The organism is Mesorhizobium sp. WSM4847, assembly GCF_055811335.1.
The window spans coordinates 37061-54107 of record NZ_JBVVPY010000012.1; the positions used below are offsets into that span (position 1 = coordinate 37061).

A 17047-nucleotide genomic window follows, 5' to 3' on the forward strand; every position below is an offset into this window, starting at 1 on the left:
TAGTGACGACCGCGTTTGATAGCAACCAAGCCATTGCACGATCTGCTGGCGGATCGCTACACACCCGGCCGCAGCCGCGGATCTTCTTCTTGAACCGTCATCGCCCTGACAACACACTGTGCCATGGTCGCCGCGTCGGTGCGGCGCCTCTTCCCGCAAATCGGCTATTTGGAAGGTTGGAGGAACGAATGAACGCTGAGGCTTTCAGCAGCCCCCTTTTCGTGAAGCGCGCTACGCACATCATCCAAGAGATTGCCGGCCTTGCGGATGCAATCGATTTTCTCAATGAATGGCCGGAAGATCGCAGAGACCTGATCCACGAAGCCGCCCTCAGGGCATGCTACGATGCATACGATGGGCGCAAGCCGGTAAGCACGGCGCGCAATGCCTTTTTCGGCTTTGCGAAGCGGGTCGCCATATTGGAAGATCCAACCTCCGCGATGCAGTGGATCGCCGCCTGCAGATCGGGCAGTGGAAAAGTGCAGGTGTAGACTTCGACGACGTGTTTGAGACTGGCGCGAGGCGCGTCAAAGAGTGCAGTATGTCCAGGTTTCAGTTAGACCACGCGAATGAGAAGCAGTTCCTCACCACCGACTACAAAACCGCAGATCGCACGCAACCCTGACCATGGCCAGACGCAGCTCATGGCGATCGCTTGGTCGCCAATGGCCAGGTTCGGCGGTGCAGATGCAGTGGTCGGGTTCGGCTGAGTAAATAAATGCGACCCGGGGCTGTTTGCCTCATAGTGGCTGTGGAGGAGGGGAGAGATGACCGGCTTGATCAGATTTGAGAGGCCAGTCATTGTTCAGGTTAGCCGCCGGAGCTCGGAGCGAATCGTGTTGGACGTCAACGACGCAGCCGCTATCTTGCTCCGGGATCTGCATCATGAGACCAATAAACGCAGAATAGCGATGGACACCTGTCTGCAGGTGTTACGCGGTAAGACCCATCCACCAGCCGCTCGACGAGCTTTCGTGGCAGCCGCGCTCGAAGCACGCATTCTGCGCAGCGATTGAGATCCAGGACGCCGCTCATGAATTTCGGCCATCTGCGCATCGCTATTGGGCAGAACACCCCTGCCGGCATCCGCCAGGAGCAAGCCAACCCCGCTCTTTCCGCGGTGGCTTTCCCGGTCTGGCGCCGGATCTTCCACCATCAAAACACAAGAGGATGCCAGCCAGCTGCGGCCGCTCGGCTTCGCCGTCGCGGTGATCGTGATTGCAGCCAGAGGTAAACGGAGCCATAGGGCGAGAATTGGCCCGCTGCAAATGGCACAGCGTCGATGCCGCCACAACGGTCTCCAGAAGTGCCGTTCGAATCCTTCCCCAGCTTGGCCCTACATCCGATCTCCCGGAACGCGCTCCGCGGATCGGTGGCGTGTGACCGCCGATGCTTCTCCCGATGGTCGGGAGCGGGTTTCGGCGATCAAGATCGGAAAGATGATAGTGATACTGAATTATATCCGAAACTGGCTGGCTGTGAGCCGTCTCCACCCCGGCGGCTTTTCATTTGCGGCTAGAAACTGGCATATAGGCCAAGGGCGAGGAGAGGCATGGCACGTAAACCGTTCATTTCATTCGGCGAGGAAGAGTTCACGAAGTCTAGATTTCGTAGGCTCTCTCGGGCTGCCAAGGTCGAGCTTATGGTTACGTGGTTTCAGGAGCACTTCGAAGATCCGGCCGAGAAGACTCCCTACGAAAGTGCAGAGGGCGGTTACCAATGGATTTGGGGTGGCCCTTACAACGCGGATAAAGAGATTCAGGACACGTTTTCCGAGGTTGTCGACTTCGACACGATGCAGAAAGCCGTAGAGGAAATTGAAAAGGACGGCTTGTATGACTGGGCTCCGACCGACATCGGGAATGACGCGCCATACGAAGAGGACGACGGAATCTATAGCATCAACGATCCCCTGCCGGACATCATCCCACCTGAGGATGTAGAGGACGATGACGCGCTGACGGTCGAACAACTTCGACAGGAAATGCTTCAGCGCCTAGATAGACTTGAAGACCTGATCAGAGCCGGCCAACGCGATCGGGGGATGATCGGCCACAACAATCCGCCAAGTCCGATCGATGACCTTCCTGTTACCAGAGGCGACTTGGATGAAATTCAGCGCGCTATCGGGGAACTTCGCCATCAAGCTCAGGCACCTGAGCCTGCAATTGAAGCTGTTCACGCAAGCAGCACCGTGCTCCGGCGCGTAGCAGGGACCATTGGAGGCTGGTTAGTGGACCGTGTTAATGCAACCGTCGATGCTGGGATTCAAGGTCTGATACCGGGTGCGGTCGGTGCTGTCGTTATTGCATACGCTGGCCAGCTGTATGAGCTACTTCAAGGTGCAGCTGCTGCGGCAATGCACTGGGTTCAAGCCCTGCCGCTCCCTTTCTGAAACTACACACGCGAGAACACATATTCATGACTCGATGAGATTTGCTTGCGTGGTCGGCACTCCCGCCCGTAGGATCATCGATCCCGACTCACCAAGAGGCCTGATATGGACATTCCATTAGCAAACGGAATCGTCGCTGATTTCCGCAGCCAAGAGAACCTCGGGCTAGCGCTGGACCACCAGCACTATGCCGGCGATCTCGTGGAGGCTTGGAACATCGATGCGGAGGAATGGATTCGCGAGAACTATCCCGATGCCGACGACGAGACCGTCGCCAATGCGGCGCTTCGGATCGAGGAAGCAGGCCCTTGGGTATACACCGACCGGGAGTTTTGAGCCCAGGGTCCCACTCGTTAGATAGAGTGCGGATAATCTACAGGCTGAGTGCCACGTGGATCATCCGCCTACGTGCAAAACTTGGAAGTTTCTCATGTCTGCTAAGTGTTGTAGAAATAATAAGAAAAGAAGCTTAACTGGGGTTCTTGGAAGCTTTTCGAACTTTCTGTCTGGCACCTCCAGCCGAATTGCGAGCGCTCGCGAGGGACGCTGGGATGTCAGAATTTGCGATGGGACAATCCGACGCATCGACTGTCACGTTCAAGTCGGAGGAGTGCCGGCCGAGGCGATTGCGGTCCTCTCGGCAACGCCGGATCAGATCGAGGTCGCCGGGCTCAAAGGTGTAAAGTCGGGCCAGGTCGTCACGGTCCGCCGGGAATCCCGGTAGTTGTTCCCGCTCGGCTTCGCTCAGCGTGCTTGCGCCTTCGCTCATCAGCGCGCTGATGACCATGGCCGGAAGCGGAAAGGAGAGGTGGCGCCGCAGGTCGGCGGGCTGGGGCTGGGTCGCCAGCGTCTCGAACAACTGCGCGGCGATCGCCTCGACCTGCTGCGAGCAGCTTCACCCTGCGGTTTTTGAAGACCGGCGCCACGATCGTGCGTAACCGGGCATGCTCGCCCCCTTCGTGCGAGACCAGCCACCCCGGCGAACCGAGAATCACCGAATCCGGGGTGAATGCCGCACCCTCTAAGCGATGGAAGGGCGGAAGGTGACCGGTATGCGTATTTCGTAAAAGCCGGACAGGGATTCCGCTAAGTCGCGGACAGGCGTTTCGCTAAGTCCCGGACAGTTTGGCGGCGGTGGTCCTCGGGTGCCTGGTTGTCATCATGGGCGATTGATTTCGCCGTAAGCCGCGGTCTTCGGCGAGCGACTGACGGCTGGCTGAGTAGTTGCCGAACCATGAAGCCACCCGGGCTCCGCGCTTGGCTCAAACTCCCCGCGTTCAAGCCTTTGCAGCGTTAGACTAGCTCGCTGCAGAGCGGCCCTCACTGCAAGTGCAGTTTTGTGGATGCTCCACGGATCGTCACTGTAGCCGTTGTCGGCTAGGATACCCTTAGCCCTGCCGATGCATCAATCCCTCATCGATTTCCAAAAGACATTCTCGATTGGCATTGTCCCCGGGATGGGATCAGCGATGCCTTCCACTCCAGCAACTGGATCGGTTGATGGCAACGGATATTTTTTCCACATGCCCTCGTACAGCTCGGTGTGCCAGTGGAGCTGTTCACTCGGATTGTCGTAGAATTTTGCAAGCCATTCGTCGTGCACGGCCTTGGCAAAACGGTGCGCCTCCCGGTCCGTGATGAGGCGCGGTGTGAGCGCATCTACACGGCAGCAGCAGGACGACCCAAGCTGGTTCCATTTACCGAGCGATTTCCGAGCCGAAGCTGCGCCCACTCGCGTTCAAACTCCGCAAGCACCTCTGCGTATTTCCTTAGTTCCCAGCGTCTTGTTGACTTCTCAGCGGCCGGTCAACACGGCAATGTCGGCTGGAACCCGCTTTCGGAACCAGCAAACGCCGGTCTTGCGATGCTTTGTTGGACGGCTCATAGCTAGGACCATGTGTAACACCTGTGCGTAGCACTCGGGTAGCCTAAGCATTTAATTTTGCTGGTTTTTCAGCTGCATCAACACCTCAGCAAGGTGATGGTGCCCAGAGGCGGATTAGGCGGAAGCACGTTGCTCGCTCTCAAGCGCTCAATTCCCGGAAGGTATGGGCGACCGCGAAACCCTATAGGGGCAAAGCGCCACATTAAGTCCGCCGTGCCGAAAAGGCCAACTGCCGGTTGGTAGACGCGACGCACCCGGCCGCGTATGATTTTTTCACGATCCGCGCACCGGGCAAATCCCGACCCACCCCGCGCTCGGTGGTCGCTTGGTCGACCCGTCGCTCTCCTGTGCGGCGGGTTTTTTTGTTTCCGGATGAAACAGTTGGTTGGAGGGGAAGTTCGTCCCTTCGGCATCTCTTGTGCAGAAATGCCACAAGAGCTGTTCGGAGAGTTGGATGAGTGTGCAAAGGGATTGGTCCAATTGAAGAGCACGCAATAATCGCAATCCTCAACAGGGCTGACCGTGGGGACAGCATTTCGATCAAGGCGACATCGACCATATTCGGCACGCTGCGCCTATAGAAGCAGCTACTGCCCTCGGCCTGTCGGTGGCATCCGATAAGGGCGGGTAGTAGCCGTTCAATCTAGCGCGAGCCGGTTGTCCTCGCCACAGTTGTTCGCGGTCCCATTGTACGAAATTGGTTGTTGATTTTTACAAGCGGCGTGCCAACAAATGGGTGCTTGGGTTTATGTCCAGGGAGGCCTCAGGTGGACATCGAGACGGACTGCGAGCGCATAGCCGTGGAGCTTGTGCACGAGGCCATCCAGAAGGTCCCGCACGGTGGCGCAGTCTCCGTCAAGGCCGTTATAGCTGCGGTTCGCCAAGATGGCCCTGACCTCGAAATCAGTAACACGGCCCTGGTCGACGTTATCGTGGCGACCGCTCCGGCGTTTGGACGCGCAGTAGCCTTCGACCTTAACGAATAATGCTGTGACAACTCATCCGGCCGCCTCCGGGAACCTTCAGCAACCAAATGAGTTGCGTAAAAAGCTTAAGGCGAACCGTTATGGCCACCCGAGATAGGGATAATCGTTCCTTCCGAGAATTGATCAGTTCGGAAGATAATCGTCGGAAGTTGCGCAAGCAGCTAAGCCTGTTGGACGACCGACCTTTGCCGCCGAAGCTTGCCGCTTTAGCGGTGGAGCTTCAGGAGGAGCTTGAGCGGCGAGAGCAAGAATGGGCTGAGGAGACCGCGGCTGCCCTAGTTCCCAGCAACGTGCCGCATTTTTTCAGCCCCTCGGTCAGCGTGAGAACTGAGCCTCCCGATCAGACGCGCAGCGTCGACACTGCTGAGGCAGCAGTTGAGGAACTCCTGAACTGCACTAAGCGTGGCCCCAAGTGGAACCTCGCGCTGCGCGTTTGCATTGCCGTGATTGCCGACAAGATGGAAGCTGAGGAGGCCCGTAAGGCATTCCTAGCTGCTGCCGAGGAGGAGGAGGTATTACGCCACTTTGGTTAGGTCTCCTGGATGCCCGCGCAGCCCTACCCGATCGCGGTCCGCTCAGAAATTTCTACCAAATATTCCGACCCACTCTAGTTACCCTTCATGACAACCCTTTGGTTTGTCCCTCGGGTGTTCGTGACGATTGATCGGACGGCGGCAGGCATGGCTGCAACAATGCGAGGGCAGCCCTTGAGCAGCTCAAGAGGTGGACCCGGAGAGGACCTCGCTGGCACAAGGCGTGGACGCTTTGCCTGTTAGCGATGGAGGGCGATCGGATTGACCCTCATGTCGTCGCTAGGCTTTCGTGGCTGCCGCTAAGGAGGCGGAGATGTATCTCTCGCCCGAGTAGGAGGTGTCATGGCCCTATATGGGAAAGACGGGCCATTTATCCATCGAGCTTCAACGGCTCATGTTCGGGGAGATAATGATGCAGCACCTCGCCACGGTTTCGCTTGTCGAACGTGAGGCCACAGACAGGGCAGACTCGAAATGCTCTGCTTCGTCGTTCACAGGCGGCCCGTGGCGCTTGCCCTTGATCCCGGTTGCGGGGTTGTTGGTTCTATCTCGGCTCACGTTGATTGTCCGAACTGTGATGGGGACGGCCCGACAGCCGCTGCGGGGTAGGCAACCGACCGGCGGGCCTAACCGGCGGGGTGTGGTCGTGTCCGCCGGCTGGGACCAACAATAAGCCGTTTCGTGCAGAATTGCTAATTTAGTAAACGATCACAATCCGTTCCACTAGCCACCAGATGGGACGGGGCTAGACTCGATTCTGTGCGTAAACGAGTGAGTTCCGGTGCTGGCCGGCTGGAGTTCATTTGTCCGATGATGCCCACCTTGGTGGCCAAGCCGGCCCAAGGAGACGATTGGACTCACGAGTCAAGTCGACGGCCACTGCTCTCAAATTCTCATCGACAACGAAGTAACCCGGTTCCTTTGATGTGAAAATGTCTCCTATCTGCGGCAATTCACATCAAGTCATCCGGAATCCTGCATACTTGTAATATTTGTTTTGCAGTCTTTTAACATAATTTAATGAAAAAATGCTGTTCATTATCCCAACATTACATCTAAAAGTGAGTCGGACCTGCGCGGATGGCAGCAGGAATCGGAATTTTGACCACTGCCAGGAGAGAATATGCCTTCCATATCTACTCGCAGCGCCAACGCAACGGACGCAGAGACGGTCGCCCGTTTCATTCACGCGCTACTCGATGAACTCACTGGCGGGAAAGCGCCCACGCCCGAGGTCGTCAGACAAAGCGCGGATACGGTGCTTGCCGACGCTGGCGGGGTCGCTTTGATCGCAAGTGCAGATGACGAGCCGGTCGGCATCATGGTGCTGAATGAATGCACGGCGATCTATGCAGGAGGCAAGTTCGGCTACATTTCGGAGCTGTATGTTCGACCCGACATGCGCTCCAAAGGGATTGCCCCTCATCTGCTTGAGGTCGCCTCCAGGAAAGCCGTGCTCGTGGCTGGAAGCGACTTGAGGTTGGAGCGCCCGGGCAACCAAAATGGAAGCGCACGCTCGATTTCTATCTGCGGAACGGGTTCGAGGAAGTCGGCCCTCGGCTCTGTCGGATAATCTAGACTCAGAGTGTCTGCTGTGGACTGCTCAAAGCAACCTGCACGATCTCAGCGGATTGAGGTCCGGCGTGGTCGCTGCCTGCCGCTGCAATCGTACCAGCATCGTCATCGCAAATGTGTGCCTCAGATAATGCAAGGTTCCCGTCACGCCGACCGCCCGGAACGCATCGGCAAAAACCGCCGTCAATCGGGTCACGCTAACGGCGTTTCCTTGAGTGTTGAGGAACCGAGCCGAGGGCGGCAATCTGCCAACCTACAGGGGCGCTGCATAGACGACCGCACCTGACGTGCACCCCGGTTACGCAGCGTATAGCCGAATAACGGATCATTCCTATGAGGGTAGTTTCATGAAATTGTATGCGAAATTCTTTGGTGGAGCGGCAGCGTTGCTCGCTGCCTGGCCGGCGATGGCCAGTGCCGCGGTGGTGAGCGAACCGGCGCGCTACAATCCCAATTTCTCGTTCGTTGGCGGCGTCGGCGTCATCGACATCGAGGCCAACGAGCTAGTCTATCAGGCTCCCGGCAGCGGCTCGAAGCTGAGCCACCTTATCTGGGAAGGCACCGCTCCGGTCATTTCAGCCGAGATGACGGCGCGCAGCGAGGCCGGCTGGACCGCCAAGCTTTCCGGCCAGATCGCCTTCAGCGGCGACAGCTACATGGAAGACTATGACTGGATCCCGACCAATGATGGCTGGAACGACTGGATCCCGCCATTCTCGACCAAAGATGGCTGGAACGACTGGAGCGACCGTTCGCGCCATTCCGACACCGATCTGGATCACTTCTATTCGGCAACCGTCGCGATCGGCCATGACTTCCAGGTCAGCAACCAGCTGCTGATTAACGTCAACGGTGGCTTCAAGTACACCTCGGTCAAGTGGACTGCCTATGGCGGCTCCTATGTCCACAGCGATGCCGGCTTCCGGGATTCGGTTGGCGACTGGCCAGGAGGCACAAAGGTCGCCAGCTACCAGCAGAACTTGCCGGTCGCCTTTGCCGGCATCGATACGACCTACGTCAAGGATCACTGGAACTTCGGCTTTGCGCTGAAGGGCGGGATGACGTTCTCGGCCGGCGATACCGATCATCACTGGACGGGTGACGAGCGCTTCGAGGATGATTTCAAATCGGCGCCGGTTCTGATGGTCGGCGGCAGCGTCGGCTATCAGTACAACGAGCGGACCAGCTTCTTCGTCTCCGGCTCCTACGAAAAGGTGTTCACCGCTCGCGGCGACTACAACACCTATGACATTCCGACCGGCGCAGAGACTGGCGGCGAAGACGACATGAGCGGCGGCGATCTTGCCGCGGCGACGGTGATGGTCGGCATCAAGACCTCGTTCTGATTGAATGAACCCGACCGGCCCCAAACCGATGTCCGGACGGCGCAGAAATCGGTGGGCGCGATAGGAACGACGTTCTTTCGCCGAGCTGTCGTTCCGCGGTAGACCGTCTCTGATCTCGCAGCAGTCGCCCTTGTCCCCGACAATGGTATTAGGAGAGATGCAAACCGATGGGCCATCGAATAGGCCCATCGCGACAGCTGTGAGCTGATAGCCTTCAATCGTCGGCTTCCAGAACAACGTCGAGCCGCACTCAGAACCCGCGTTCAACTTTTATCGGACGATCGGTACCAACGGGTGTTGTTCACCGCCGACTGAGAGCGCGTCGCACCGAACATTCACGGCAGCGAGGAAATGGCCCGATTCGTTCGATGTGATCGAGCGTGAAGCACGCGACGTCGGCTGAGCAGACCGAGCGGTTCCTCCACCATCTGCATGAACATGCTCCGGAACTTTCAATCGCGGCTGACCTGGCCCGCCGCTTTGCCGCGATGATACGTGGCGACGACGATGCAGGCCTTCGCTCAATGGATCGGGGATGCCATGAACAGCGAACTGGCTTCGCTTCGCAGCAGGTCTCAGCCGTGACATTGAGGCTGCCCGGGCGGCAATCACCCAGCCCTGGAGTACGAGCCCGGTCGAAGGCCAGATCAACCGCCTCAAGACGATCAAGCGCCAGATGTACTGGCGCGCCGCCTATCCACTCCTCCGGAGGCTACTTCTGGCAGCCGCTTGACCCAACCGGACAAAGGGACACCCGAAAAAGTTAGTCCCTGCACCAAATACGCGGAAGAACCCGATTTGGCCTAAGCCTGACGGCGCCCGCGCGCCTGACAGCGCGTGCCGGGTGCTCGTGAACCGAGGCCGCTTTTTCTTCGACAGGCTCAGGCGGTCTCGGCCATCCGGCTTCGCCCCCTGGCGCGGGCAGCCTGTCGGCTGCTGACGGTCGCCGGCCTGTCGGCCGGCGCGGTATGTCTGTTGGCCTTTCCCGGCGGCGCGCGGTGGGCGGCACTCCCTTCTAGGCCGCCGCGGCATCCCGCAACCCTTCGCTTCGCTTCGGGTCCTCCTCTTGCGTTCCGGTCGTTCGGATGCGGTCCGCCTCCGACGGCGGGCCTTTCCGGTCGCGTCTCGCCGCCCACCCCGCTTCCGGGGAAAGGCGCGGCGAGTGGTTAGCGGAGGACGAAAGGAATGCGTGCAAACGACAAGCGTTGCGCCAGCGCAGAGGCTGGCGCGGCTAAGGGCGGGCGCCCGGGCGCCAGCCTTTATCAGGAGATCACGGACAGCATCATTGCCGAACTGGAGCGCGGCACCGTGCCATGGGTCAAGCCATGGGGCAGCGCAAAGGCCGACCTCGGTCTGCGGGGGAATGCCGCCACCGGGCGCCGCTATTCCGGCATCAACATCCTCATCCTGTGGGGCGCCGTCATCGAGCGCAGCTATCCCGGCCAGAACTGGCTGACCTTCCGGCAGGCGCTTGCTCTTGGCGGCAATGTCAGGAAGGGCGAGCGCGGCACAACAATGGTGCATGCCGACCGCTTTGTCCCCAAAAACGAGAAGGAGCGCGCCAAGACAGACGGCGACGAGCCGCAGGCCGTGCCCTATTTGAAGCGCTTCACCGTCTTTAACATCGCGCAGTGCGACGGCCTGCCCGAGCACCTTTACGGCAACGCCGAACCGCTGCCCGAACGCGAGATCATCCCACAGGCCGAGGCGCTTATTGGAGGAAGCGGCGCGGATTTCCGCATCGGCGGCGATCGCGCTTTCTACATGCCGGGCAGTGGCACCATTCAGGTGCCGCCGAAGCCGGCATTCTTTCAGCAGATCGACTATTACCGCACCTGCTTCCACGAGCTTGGCCACTGGACCGGCCACCCGGCGCGGCTGGCGCGCGACCTCTCCGGCGCCTTCGGTTCCAAGACCTATGCGCGCGAGGAATTGGTTGCCGAAATCGCCGCAGCCTTTGTCTGCTCGACGCTCGGCATCGAGCCGACCGTGCGCCATGCCGACTATATCGGCACATGGCTGAAGGTGCTGCGCGAGGAAAATCGCGCCATCTTCCGCGCCGCCAGCCTTGCCTCCAAAGCCGCCGATTTTCTTCTTGGCTTTAACGCCGAGACCGAAGGCGCGCAACAAGATGAGATCGCGGCATGAGCGTCGCGCGATCCCGACACCCTGCAGACCGAACCGACGCCGCAAGGCGAGCAGACGCTCATTCCCGTGTCCGGCCGGTCACCACGCGCAACCGCCTTGCCCTCTTGGCCGACGCGCCCGCGCGCGGCGCAGAAGCCGCTCGATACCGGGCTGCTCGATGAAGCCGACAGAAATCAACTCGACCTGATTTGAGAGGAGTTTTCCCATGATCTTGATCACCGACGAACTGCGCGCCCAGCTGCTCGCCAATGGCGCAACTGACATCGAGACCGACCATGTCCCGGTGGTAAGACTATTCGATCCAACCGGGCCAGCAACCTGGCTTCTCACCGAACTCGACGCCGACGGCGACACAATGTTCGGCCTTTGCGACCTCGGCTTCGGCTTCCCGGAACTCGGCAGCGTCAGCCTTGCCGAGCTTGCAAGCGCCAAGGCTCGGCGTGGCCTCGGCATCGAGCGCGACCTCTGGTTCAAGGCGCGCTTTCCGCTCTCCGTTTACGCCCAATCGGCGCGCAGCGCCGGCCACATCACCGAAGCCGAGCGGCTTCTGCGGCAGGCAGCGGAAGCACTGCCAAATCCCATTCCGAGCTTCCGCCAGACGCGGCGGAGCAAGAGCGCCGATAAGGCGCAAAACCGCCCCCGCCGCGCCGGCCTTCGGCCCTTGCGGCGGGGACAATTCCACCCCCAACGAAGGAGACGAACCATGCAGCTTGCCCACATTCCTTTCGACCGGCTCAGCATTTCCACGCTCACATGGGGCCATTCCAGCGCGCCCGACGTGTTGGACATGCTGCCGTCCGTTCGCGCGCGCGGCGTCCTTGTGCCGCTTCTGGTGCGGCCCAACATCGAGCCGGATAGCTTCGAGATCGTCGCCGGCCGGCGCCGCTATCTCGCCGCGAAGTCGCTCGCCGACGAGCGCGGTGAGGGCGATGCCTTGCCCTGCGCCATCATGGAAGACGGCGACGACTCCGATGCGCTCGAGGCCTGCTGATCGAAAACTTCGCCCGGCTCGATCCCGACGAGGTGTCGCAGCGGGAGACGTTTTCGCGGCTGATCAAGGAGGGCTGCAGCGTGCCGACATCGCCGCCACTTTCGGCATCACCGAGCTTTTGGTCAAACGCATTCTGGCGCTCGGCGACCTCTTGCCGAAAATCCGCGAGGCCTATCGGCGCGAGGAAATCGACGCCGAGACGGCGCGCAATCTGACCATGGCCTCCAAGGCGCAGCAGAAGGATTGGCTGGCGCTTTATGCCGATCCGGAGCAATACGCGCCGCGCGGCGACCAGTTGAAACAATGGCTGTTCGGCGGCCAGTCGATTTCCTCAGAGGTGGCGCTGTTTGTCGTCGAGGATTATCCGGGCCTGATCGTCTGCGACCTGTTCGGCGAGGACAGCTATTTCGCCGACGCCGACCTGTTCTGGCAAAAGCAGAACGAGGCGATCGCTGCCAGACGCGACGCCTATCTGGAAGCCGGCTGGCCGACGTGGCCGTGCTGGAACCGGGGCAGTTTTTCCAAGTCTTGGGACCACGAAAAGACGCCGAAGAAAAAAAGGTGGCAAGGTCTTCATATCAGTCTCGCATCGCAGCGCGGTCGAGTGCCACGAGGGCTGGCTGTCGCGCAAGGATGCCCGCCGCGCCCGCCCGCAAGGCGAGGGCGGCGAGCACGAAGAAACCCCCGCATAGCCGTCGCGACCGGAACTCACCGGGCCGATGCAGAACCATGTCGATCTGCATTGCCATGCCGCGGTGCGCGCGGCCATGCTCGACCGTCCGGGTGTCGCGCTGCGCCTGATGGGGGCGCATCCCATCACAGGTTCGGGCCTGTGGCAGGTTCGCCGCGAGCCGCAGCGTACCGCCAATGAAGCGGTGGCGGCAAGCCTCGCAGCCTGCAAGGCCGAAGCCGTATTCTGCGAAGGCGGCGCGAGGTTTTGGCGCTGCTGGGGCAACCGGAGGAGGCTGGCGCGGTCGTCGGCGGCAACGGCGATGCCTTTGCCACAGCGCGCGTCTTCGCCCGGCTGTCGACGCTGTCCGACGACGATGTCCTGCGCGTTCTCGCCATCGTCATGGCCGAGACGGTCGAAGCCGGCAGCGCCGTCATCGAGGCGCTTGCCAATCACCTGAATGTCGATATGGCCGCTTGCTGGCAAGCCGACGACGCACTCTTCGACCTGTTGCGCGACAAGGAAATTGCCAATCTGATACTTCGCCGATATCGGCGGCAAGCATGTCGCCCACGGCAGTGTTTCGAGAAGGTGAAGACGCAAAAGCGCGACTTCCTGTTCGGCGAGAACAGCAGGGAGAAAGTCGACGCATGGCTGCCGCGCTGGATGAAATTCCCCCCGAAAGCTACACGACCCGGGGCGGCTTCCGCACCGCCGATCAATGGGCCAGAGTTCAGCCGCTGTTCATGGCCGAATGAACCAGCCAAGCCAGGCGGAGGCAATTCGAGTGCCGCCGCCTGGCACCTCTCTCGGCGATGCCGGCTGCACCTTTGCGGCTTTTCCGGCGCGCACCGCACGCGAAATCCCGACGCCAACTCATCGCCTTCGCCAGCCCTGCGCCGCGCCGGGATGCTTGCCGAGGCGCAACGCGGATATAGCCACGTCCGCCCCTGGTCGACGGTGTCTGAACCTGCGCAAGCCCGATATCCGCGACGCCGCTTGGGCATCGTGTCAACCGATCGCGCGGCCTGTCTCCTAAGCGGTCTTGCGGGACAACGCGATAGCGGCCATTCGCGGCAACGTTCGTCGTTATCAGCAGCGTCTGGAGGTGCTCGCCCGGGACCTACAAAAGAACAAGGAAGAGCTGAAAATCCGCCGGTTGTTCAATCGGGACGAATGGGCGATCACCAGTGCGAGCCCGGTTTGCGAGCAGTCGATCGATGGTACGCTCTCCTCGGTCATGCTGGCGATGCGATCAATGCGCTGCTGGTCGCCGCGGCCAAAATCTGCGCCTGATCCTCACGGTTCTCGCGCTTTGGCTTGCCTGGTGCCTGCAAGCACTCCAGCCGAAAACGACGAAATCGGATGCTTCCACTGGTCTTCCCGGGTTAGAAATATCAACATATCAACGCCTTAGACGTTGTTCAGGGCCGACTACCGAGTATCTGCGCCGCGGTAGGGTTCGGCTCGGCTGAGAGCATGAAGCCGAGCGCCCCCCATACGCAAGGGCTCGCCTATACTCGTGCCGGTAATCTAGGGCTCGGCAGGTCGCCAAGGCCCTGGCGGCAAGCATTCCGGATCAGGGCGAGGTTGGGTTTTGGCCATGCGTCGCGTGTGGGTCGCTGACTTGAGGTGATGTGCGTCCGGCGGCCCGCCTCGTCGGCTCGTCGAGGTTAGTCACCGAAATGATGCGCTGACCGCCGGCCAGCGGACTGACCGAAGACGCATCCACATTCTGACTTCGCGGAAAAGATGATTCAAGAGATACGAGCCATCCCCAAGGTCGGCCGGAGCGTCCCGCTCGGCCCAAGCGTGAAAGATATCATCGCCACCCACGAGGCTCTGGGGTCGAACCGCAACCCTTCGCTCTCGCTTCGGGTCCTTCTCTTCGTTCCGGTCCTTCGGATGCGATCCGCCTGGACGGCGGCCCTTCCGGTCGCAACTCGCCGCCCGCCCCGCTTCCGTCCCGCTTCCGGGGAAAGCCGCGATTGGCGAGCGGAGGCAAAACGACGCATGCAAGATAGAAGCGTGCGGTCATCGAAGAGGCAGGCAGAGGCGGGGCGCCATGTCGTTCCCGTTTTCGTCTTGCTAAGGTCACCATTGCGCAGGAATCGGCGCAGGCCCTCGTCCGAGCAGTTCTCCGCTCGCTTAACGCCTCGATCATAGCCAACAAAACGGGCGCGAGGATTGCTATAGGCAGAAGCTGCCGAAGCATCATATTTGCTCTTTTGCTCGGTCGGGTGGGGTCTGACCAAGAATGTTGCGAACGAAGAAGTCCAGGAGTTTGCGCTCAGTGTAGATGCCTGGCACGTTGTGATCGGCACCAGGCACATAGACCATGTCGAAATCTTTTCCCGCCTTGATGAGTCGGTCGGCAAGCTGCAGCGAGGAGGACGGGTCGACGTTGCGGTCCATTTCGCCCATGACGATCATCAGCTTGCCCCGCAGCCTGTAAGCATTGTCGATGGCGGAGGATTGGGAATATTCAATGCCGACTGGCCACCCCATCCACTTTTCGTTCCACCAGATCTTGTCTATCCGGTTGTCGTAGCAGCCGCTGTTGGCGACCGCGACCTTATAGAATTCGGGATGGAAGAGTAGCGCGCTCACCGCGCTCTGGCCGCCTGCGGACCCGCCGAAAATGCCGACATTGGAGATATCGTACCACGGATACCTCGCGGCGGCCGCCTTGTGCCATAGAATGCGATCGGGAAAGCCTGCGTCCTTCAGATTTTTCCACGCGACGTCATGAAAGGCGCGTGAGCGGTTGTTGGTACCCATGCCATCGATCTGCACAACGACGAAGCCCAGCTGCGTGAGCGGCTCTGTCCGTCTTGAGAAGGATTTTGGGACGAAGGAGCCCTGGGGCCCGGCATAGATTTTCTCCACCACCGGGTAGTTCTTCTTCGGATCGAAATTGGCGGGCAGGTGGATCACGCCCCAAATATCAGTCTTGCCGTCGCGCCCCTTGGCGTGGAAGCTGAGTGGCGGCTGCCAGCCGGCGGCGACGAGCTCGGACATGTCGGCGGTCTCCACCTCCATGAGTTTGACATCGTCGCTGGCGCGGTAGAGCATCATGCGGGGCGGCAGATCGATGCGTGACCAGAGATCGACATAGTAGCGGCCGTCGGGAGAGAACTCGACATGGTGGTTGGCCGGCTCGGGCGTGAGCTCAGTCAGCCCCTCACCGTCGAAGCCGATGCGGTACGCATGGACGAAATAGGGGTCCTCCCCCGGGTTCCTCCCGCTCGCCTCGAACCAGATCTGGCGCTTGACCGGATCGACATGGTTGACCGCGCGGACCACCCACTCACCGCTGGTGATCTGGTTCTTGAGCGCGCCCGTCTGGCCGTCGAACAGGTACAGGTGCTCGTGCCCGTCGCGCTCGGACGCCCAGATGATCTCCTTCCCGTCGTCGACATCGTAACGAAAGATTTTCCCGGTACGGTGCTGGTTCATCACCAGCGGCCGGTAATCAACGAAGGTCGTGCTGGTCTCTTCGATCAGCGAGCGTGCGCGGCCCGTGGCGGCGTCTACCTCGACCAGCCGATAGAGCTGATGCCCGCGCTGGTTATATTCGAAAGTAAACCCGCGACCGTCCGCCCACCACCGGAAAGGGGAAAGTTCGAAGGGGTTGGAGAACAGGGCGTCGTCAATCGCGACTTGGCGCAGGCCGGCAATGTCGAACAGGACCGGCTGGGGCAGCGGAAGGACATCGCCCGGCTTGGGATAGACCATTGTCGAATATTCGCGCTGCAACCGGTCCGTCGACGAATTGAGGTAGGGGACCTCCCGCTTGTAGCCGGGGCGAACGCGGTAGGCCGCGAGATGGCGCGAGTCCGGCGACCAGCTCAGTGTCGAAAAGACGTAGTGATTGCCCTCGGATCCATCCCGGCTCAGCGCAACATCCTGCAATCCGTCCTTGCTGCGCAGCAAAACATTGCAGTTCTTTATAGAGACGATCCATTTGCCGTCGGGCGAGTCGCTCCTCTGGTCGCGGTTGTTCTCAGCCGGTGGCGTGTAGTGGTGGCTGAGCTGAAACTTCGGGGCGTCCACATCCAAGTTTGTGCTGGTGCAGGCATAGCTTTCAATGTCGCAGCTCCACCGGACCTGCTCAATCATGAAGTCGAGCCTGCGACCATCCTCGGTCAGTTCGAAACGCTCGAAGGGAAGATCGCCGGCCTGATAGCTCTTATGGCTCGCTTCATTTAGCGCGGCCGCCAGACGGGCCTGATCGAAGGCGGCCCGTTTCAAACCCGTGGCAGCATCGACCCGCATGAACTGCTGCTCGCCATGGGTAGTCCGGCGGTATACGAACGCGTTGGCTCCAGTCAGCCAGAACGGCCCCTCGGGGACATTTACGGTGAGCCCGCGATAGCGACGGTTGATCGTCAGTGCCCGCTCCCAATCGCTCAGCACTAGCGGTGGATGTGCACCGTTCGAACCGATCTTGACCATATCTGTTCACCTCTTTCGGTTTTCGGAAGACACATTGTTGGATCTGGCTTTTCATCGCCG

The 17047-nt window shown here is 60.3% G+C and carries 16 protein-coding genes and 2 pseudogenes; 13 read left to right on the top strand and 5 right to left on the bottom strand.

Going from position 1 to position 17047, the window contains the following annotated elements; all coding sequences use genetic code 11:
• Nucleotides 1-188 precede the first annotated feature (188 nt).
• The 4 genes from AC0L28_RS18430 (at nt 189) to AC0L28_RS18445 (ending at nt 2731) form a co-directional block, all read left to right on the top strand.
• Nucleotides 189-491 (top strand): DUF982 domain-containing protein, encoded by a 303-nt coding sequence (locus tag AC0L28_RS18430; RefSeq protein ID WP_027056410.1) that lies wholly within the window; start codon nt 189-191, stop codon nt 489-491.
• Nucleotides 492-767: 276 nt separating this feature from the next.
• Nucleotides 768-1016 carry a DUF982 domain-containing protein gene (locus AC0L28_RS18435; RefSeq protein ID WP_473479235.1) on the top strand — a complete coding sequence of 83 codons (249 nt, stop codon included), beginning with the start codon at nt 768-770 and terminating at the stop codon, nt 1014-1016.
• 536 nt (nt 1017-1552) lie between these two features.
• Nucleotides 1553-2395, top strand: coding sequence for a hypothetical protein (locus AC0L28_RS18440; protein WP_473479237.1), 843 nt, complete (start codon nt 1553-1555; stop codon nt 2393-2395).
• Nucleotides 2396-2500: 105 nt separating this feature from the next.
• Complete coding sequence (locus tag AC0L28_RS18445; RefSeq protein WP_473479240.1) at nt 2501-2731, top strand: hypothetical protein; 231 nt, start codon at nt 2501-2503, stop codon at nt 2729-2731.
• Nucleotides 2732-2864: 133 nt separating this feature from the next.
• On the opposite strand, the gene AC0L28_RS18450 is transcribed toward AC0L28_RS18445, so the two are convergent.
• The 3 genes and pseudogenes from AC0L28_RS18450 to AC0L28_RS18460 form a co-directional block, all read right to left on the bottom strand.
• Nucleotides 2865-3182, bottom strand: coding sequence for a DUF4158 domain-containing protein (locus tag AC0L28_RS18450; protein ID WP_473479562.1), 318 nt, complete (start codon nt 3180-3182; stop codon nt 2865-2867).
• A pseudogene (locus tag AC0L28_RS18455) lies at nt 3162-3411 on the bottom strand (cytochrome P450); the annotation flags it as partial. The pseudogene AC0L28_RS18455 and the gene AC0L28_RS18450, both read right to left, overlap by 21 nt.
• 389 nt (nt 3412-3800) lie before the next feature.
• Nucleotides 3801-4127, bottom strand: a complete 327-nt coding sequence (locus AC0L28_RS18460; RefSeq protein WP_473479242.1) for a hypothetical protein — start codon at nt 4125-4127, stop codon at nt 3801-3803.
• Between the two features lie 920 nt (nt 4128-5047).
• On the opposite strand from AC0L28_RS18460, the gene AC0L28_RS18465 reads away from it, so the two are divergent.
• The 3 genes from AC0L28_RS18465 to AC0L28_RS18475 all read left to right on the top strand — a co-directional run bounded on the left by AC0L28_RS18465 (nt 5048) and on the right by AC0L28_RS18475 (nt 7372).
• Nucleotides 5048-5266: a hypothetical protein gene (locus tag AC0L28_RS18465; RefSeq protein ID WP_473479244.1), complete on the top strand. Its 219-nt coding sequence runs from the start codon at nt 5048-5050 to the stop codon at nt 5264-5266.
• Between the two features lie 80 nt (nt 5267-5346).
• On the top strand, nt 5347-5799 hold the full coding sequence (locus tag AC0L28_RS18470) for a DUF982 domain-containing protein (protein WP_473479247.1): 453 nt from the start codon (nt 5347-5349) through the stop codon (nt 5797-5799).
• 1123 nt (nt 5800-6922) lie between these two features.
• A complete protein-coding gene (locus tag AC0L28_RS18475) occupies nt 6923-7372 on the top strand; it encodes a GNAT family N-acetyltransferase (RefSeq protein WP_473479250.1) in 450 nt (149 codons plus the stop codon).
• Nucleotides 7373-7402: 30 nt separating this feature from the next.
• Here AC0L28_RS18475 and AC0L28_RS18480 read toward each other — a convergent pair whose 3' ends face one another.
• On the bottom strand, nt 7403-7570 hold the full coding sequence (locus tag AC0L28_RS18480) for a hypothetical protein (RefSeq protein ID WP_473479252.1): 168 nt from the start codon (nt 7568-7570) through the stop codon (nt 7403-7405).
• Between the two features lie 151 nt (nt 7571-7721).
• Between AC0L28_RS18480 and AC0L28_RS18485 the strand changes: the two genes are divergently transcribed.
• The 6 genes and pseudogenes from AC0L28_RS18485 (at nt 7722) to AC0L28_RS18510 (ending at nt 13825) form a co-directional block, all read left to right on the top strand.
• Nucleotides 7722-8720 carry an omptin family outer membrane protease gene (locus AC0L28_RS18485; RefSeq protein ID WP_473479253.1) on the top strand — a complete coding sequence of 333 codons (999 nt, stop codon included), beginning with the start codon at nt 7722-7724 and terminating at the stop codon, nt 8718-8720.
• 1185 nt (nt 8721-9905) lie between these two features.
• Nucleotides 9906-10868, top strand: a complete 963-nt coding sequence (locus AC0L28_RS18490; RefSeq protein WP_473479256.1) for an ArdC family protein — start codon at nt 9906-9908, stop codon at nt 10866-10868.
• Between the two features lie 205 nt (nt 10869-11073).
• Nucleotides 11074-11492, top strand: a pseudogene (locus AC0L28_RS18495) (DUF2958 domain-containing protein).
• Between the two features lie 79 nt (nt 11493-11571).
• Entirely contained in the window at nt 11572-11859 is a 288-nt protein-coding gene (locus AC0L28_RS18500) for a ParB N-terminal domain-containing protein (protein ID WP_473479259.1), read from the top strand.
• On the top strand, nt 11840-12730 hold the full coding sequence (locus AC0L28_RS18505) for a hypothetical protein (protein ID WP_473479261.1): 891 nt from the start codon (nt 11840-11842) through the stop codon (nt 12728-12730). The genes AC0L28_RS18500 and AC0L28_RS18505 overlap by 20 nt, the downstream gene beginning before the upstream one ends.
• A gap of 201 nt (nt 12731-12931) precedes the next feature.
• Nucleotides 12932-13825, top strand: coding sequence for a hypothetical protein (locus AC0L28_RS18510; protein ID WP_473479264.1), 894 nt, complete (start codon nt 12932-12934; stop codon nt 13823-13825).
• A gap of 918 nt (nt 13826-14743) precedes the next feature.
• Here AC0L28_RS18510 and AC0L28_RS18515 read toward each other — a convergent pair.
• Entirely contained in the window at nt 14744-16987 is a 2244-nt protein-coding gene (locus tag AC0L28_RS18515) for a S9 family peptidase (RefSeq protein WP_473479267.1), read from the bottom strand.
• Between the last annotated feature and the right edge of the window lie 60 nt (nt 16988-17047).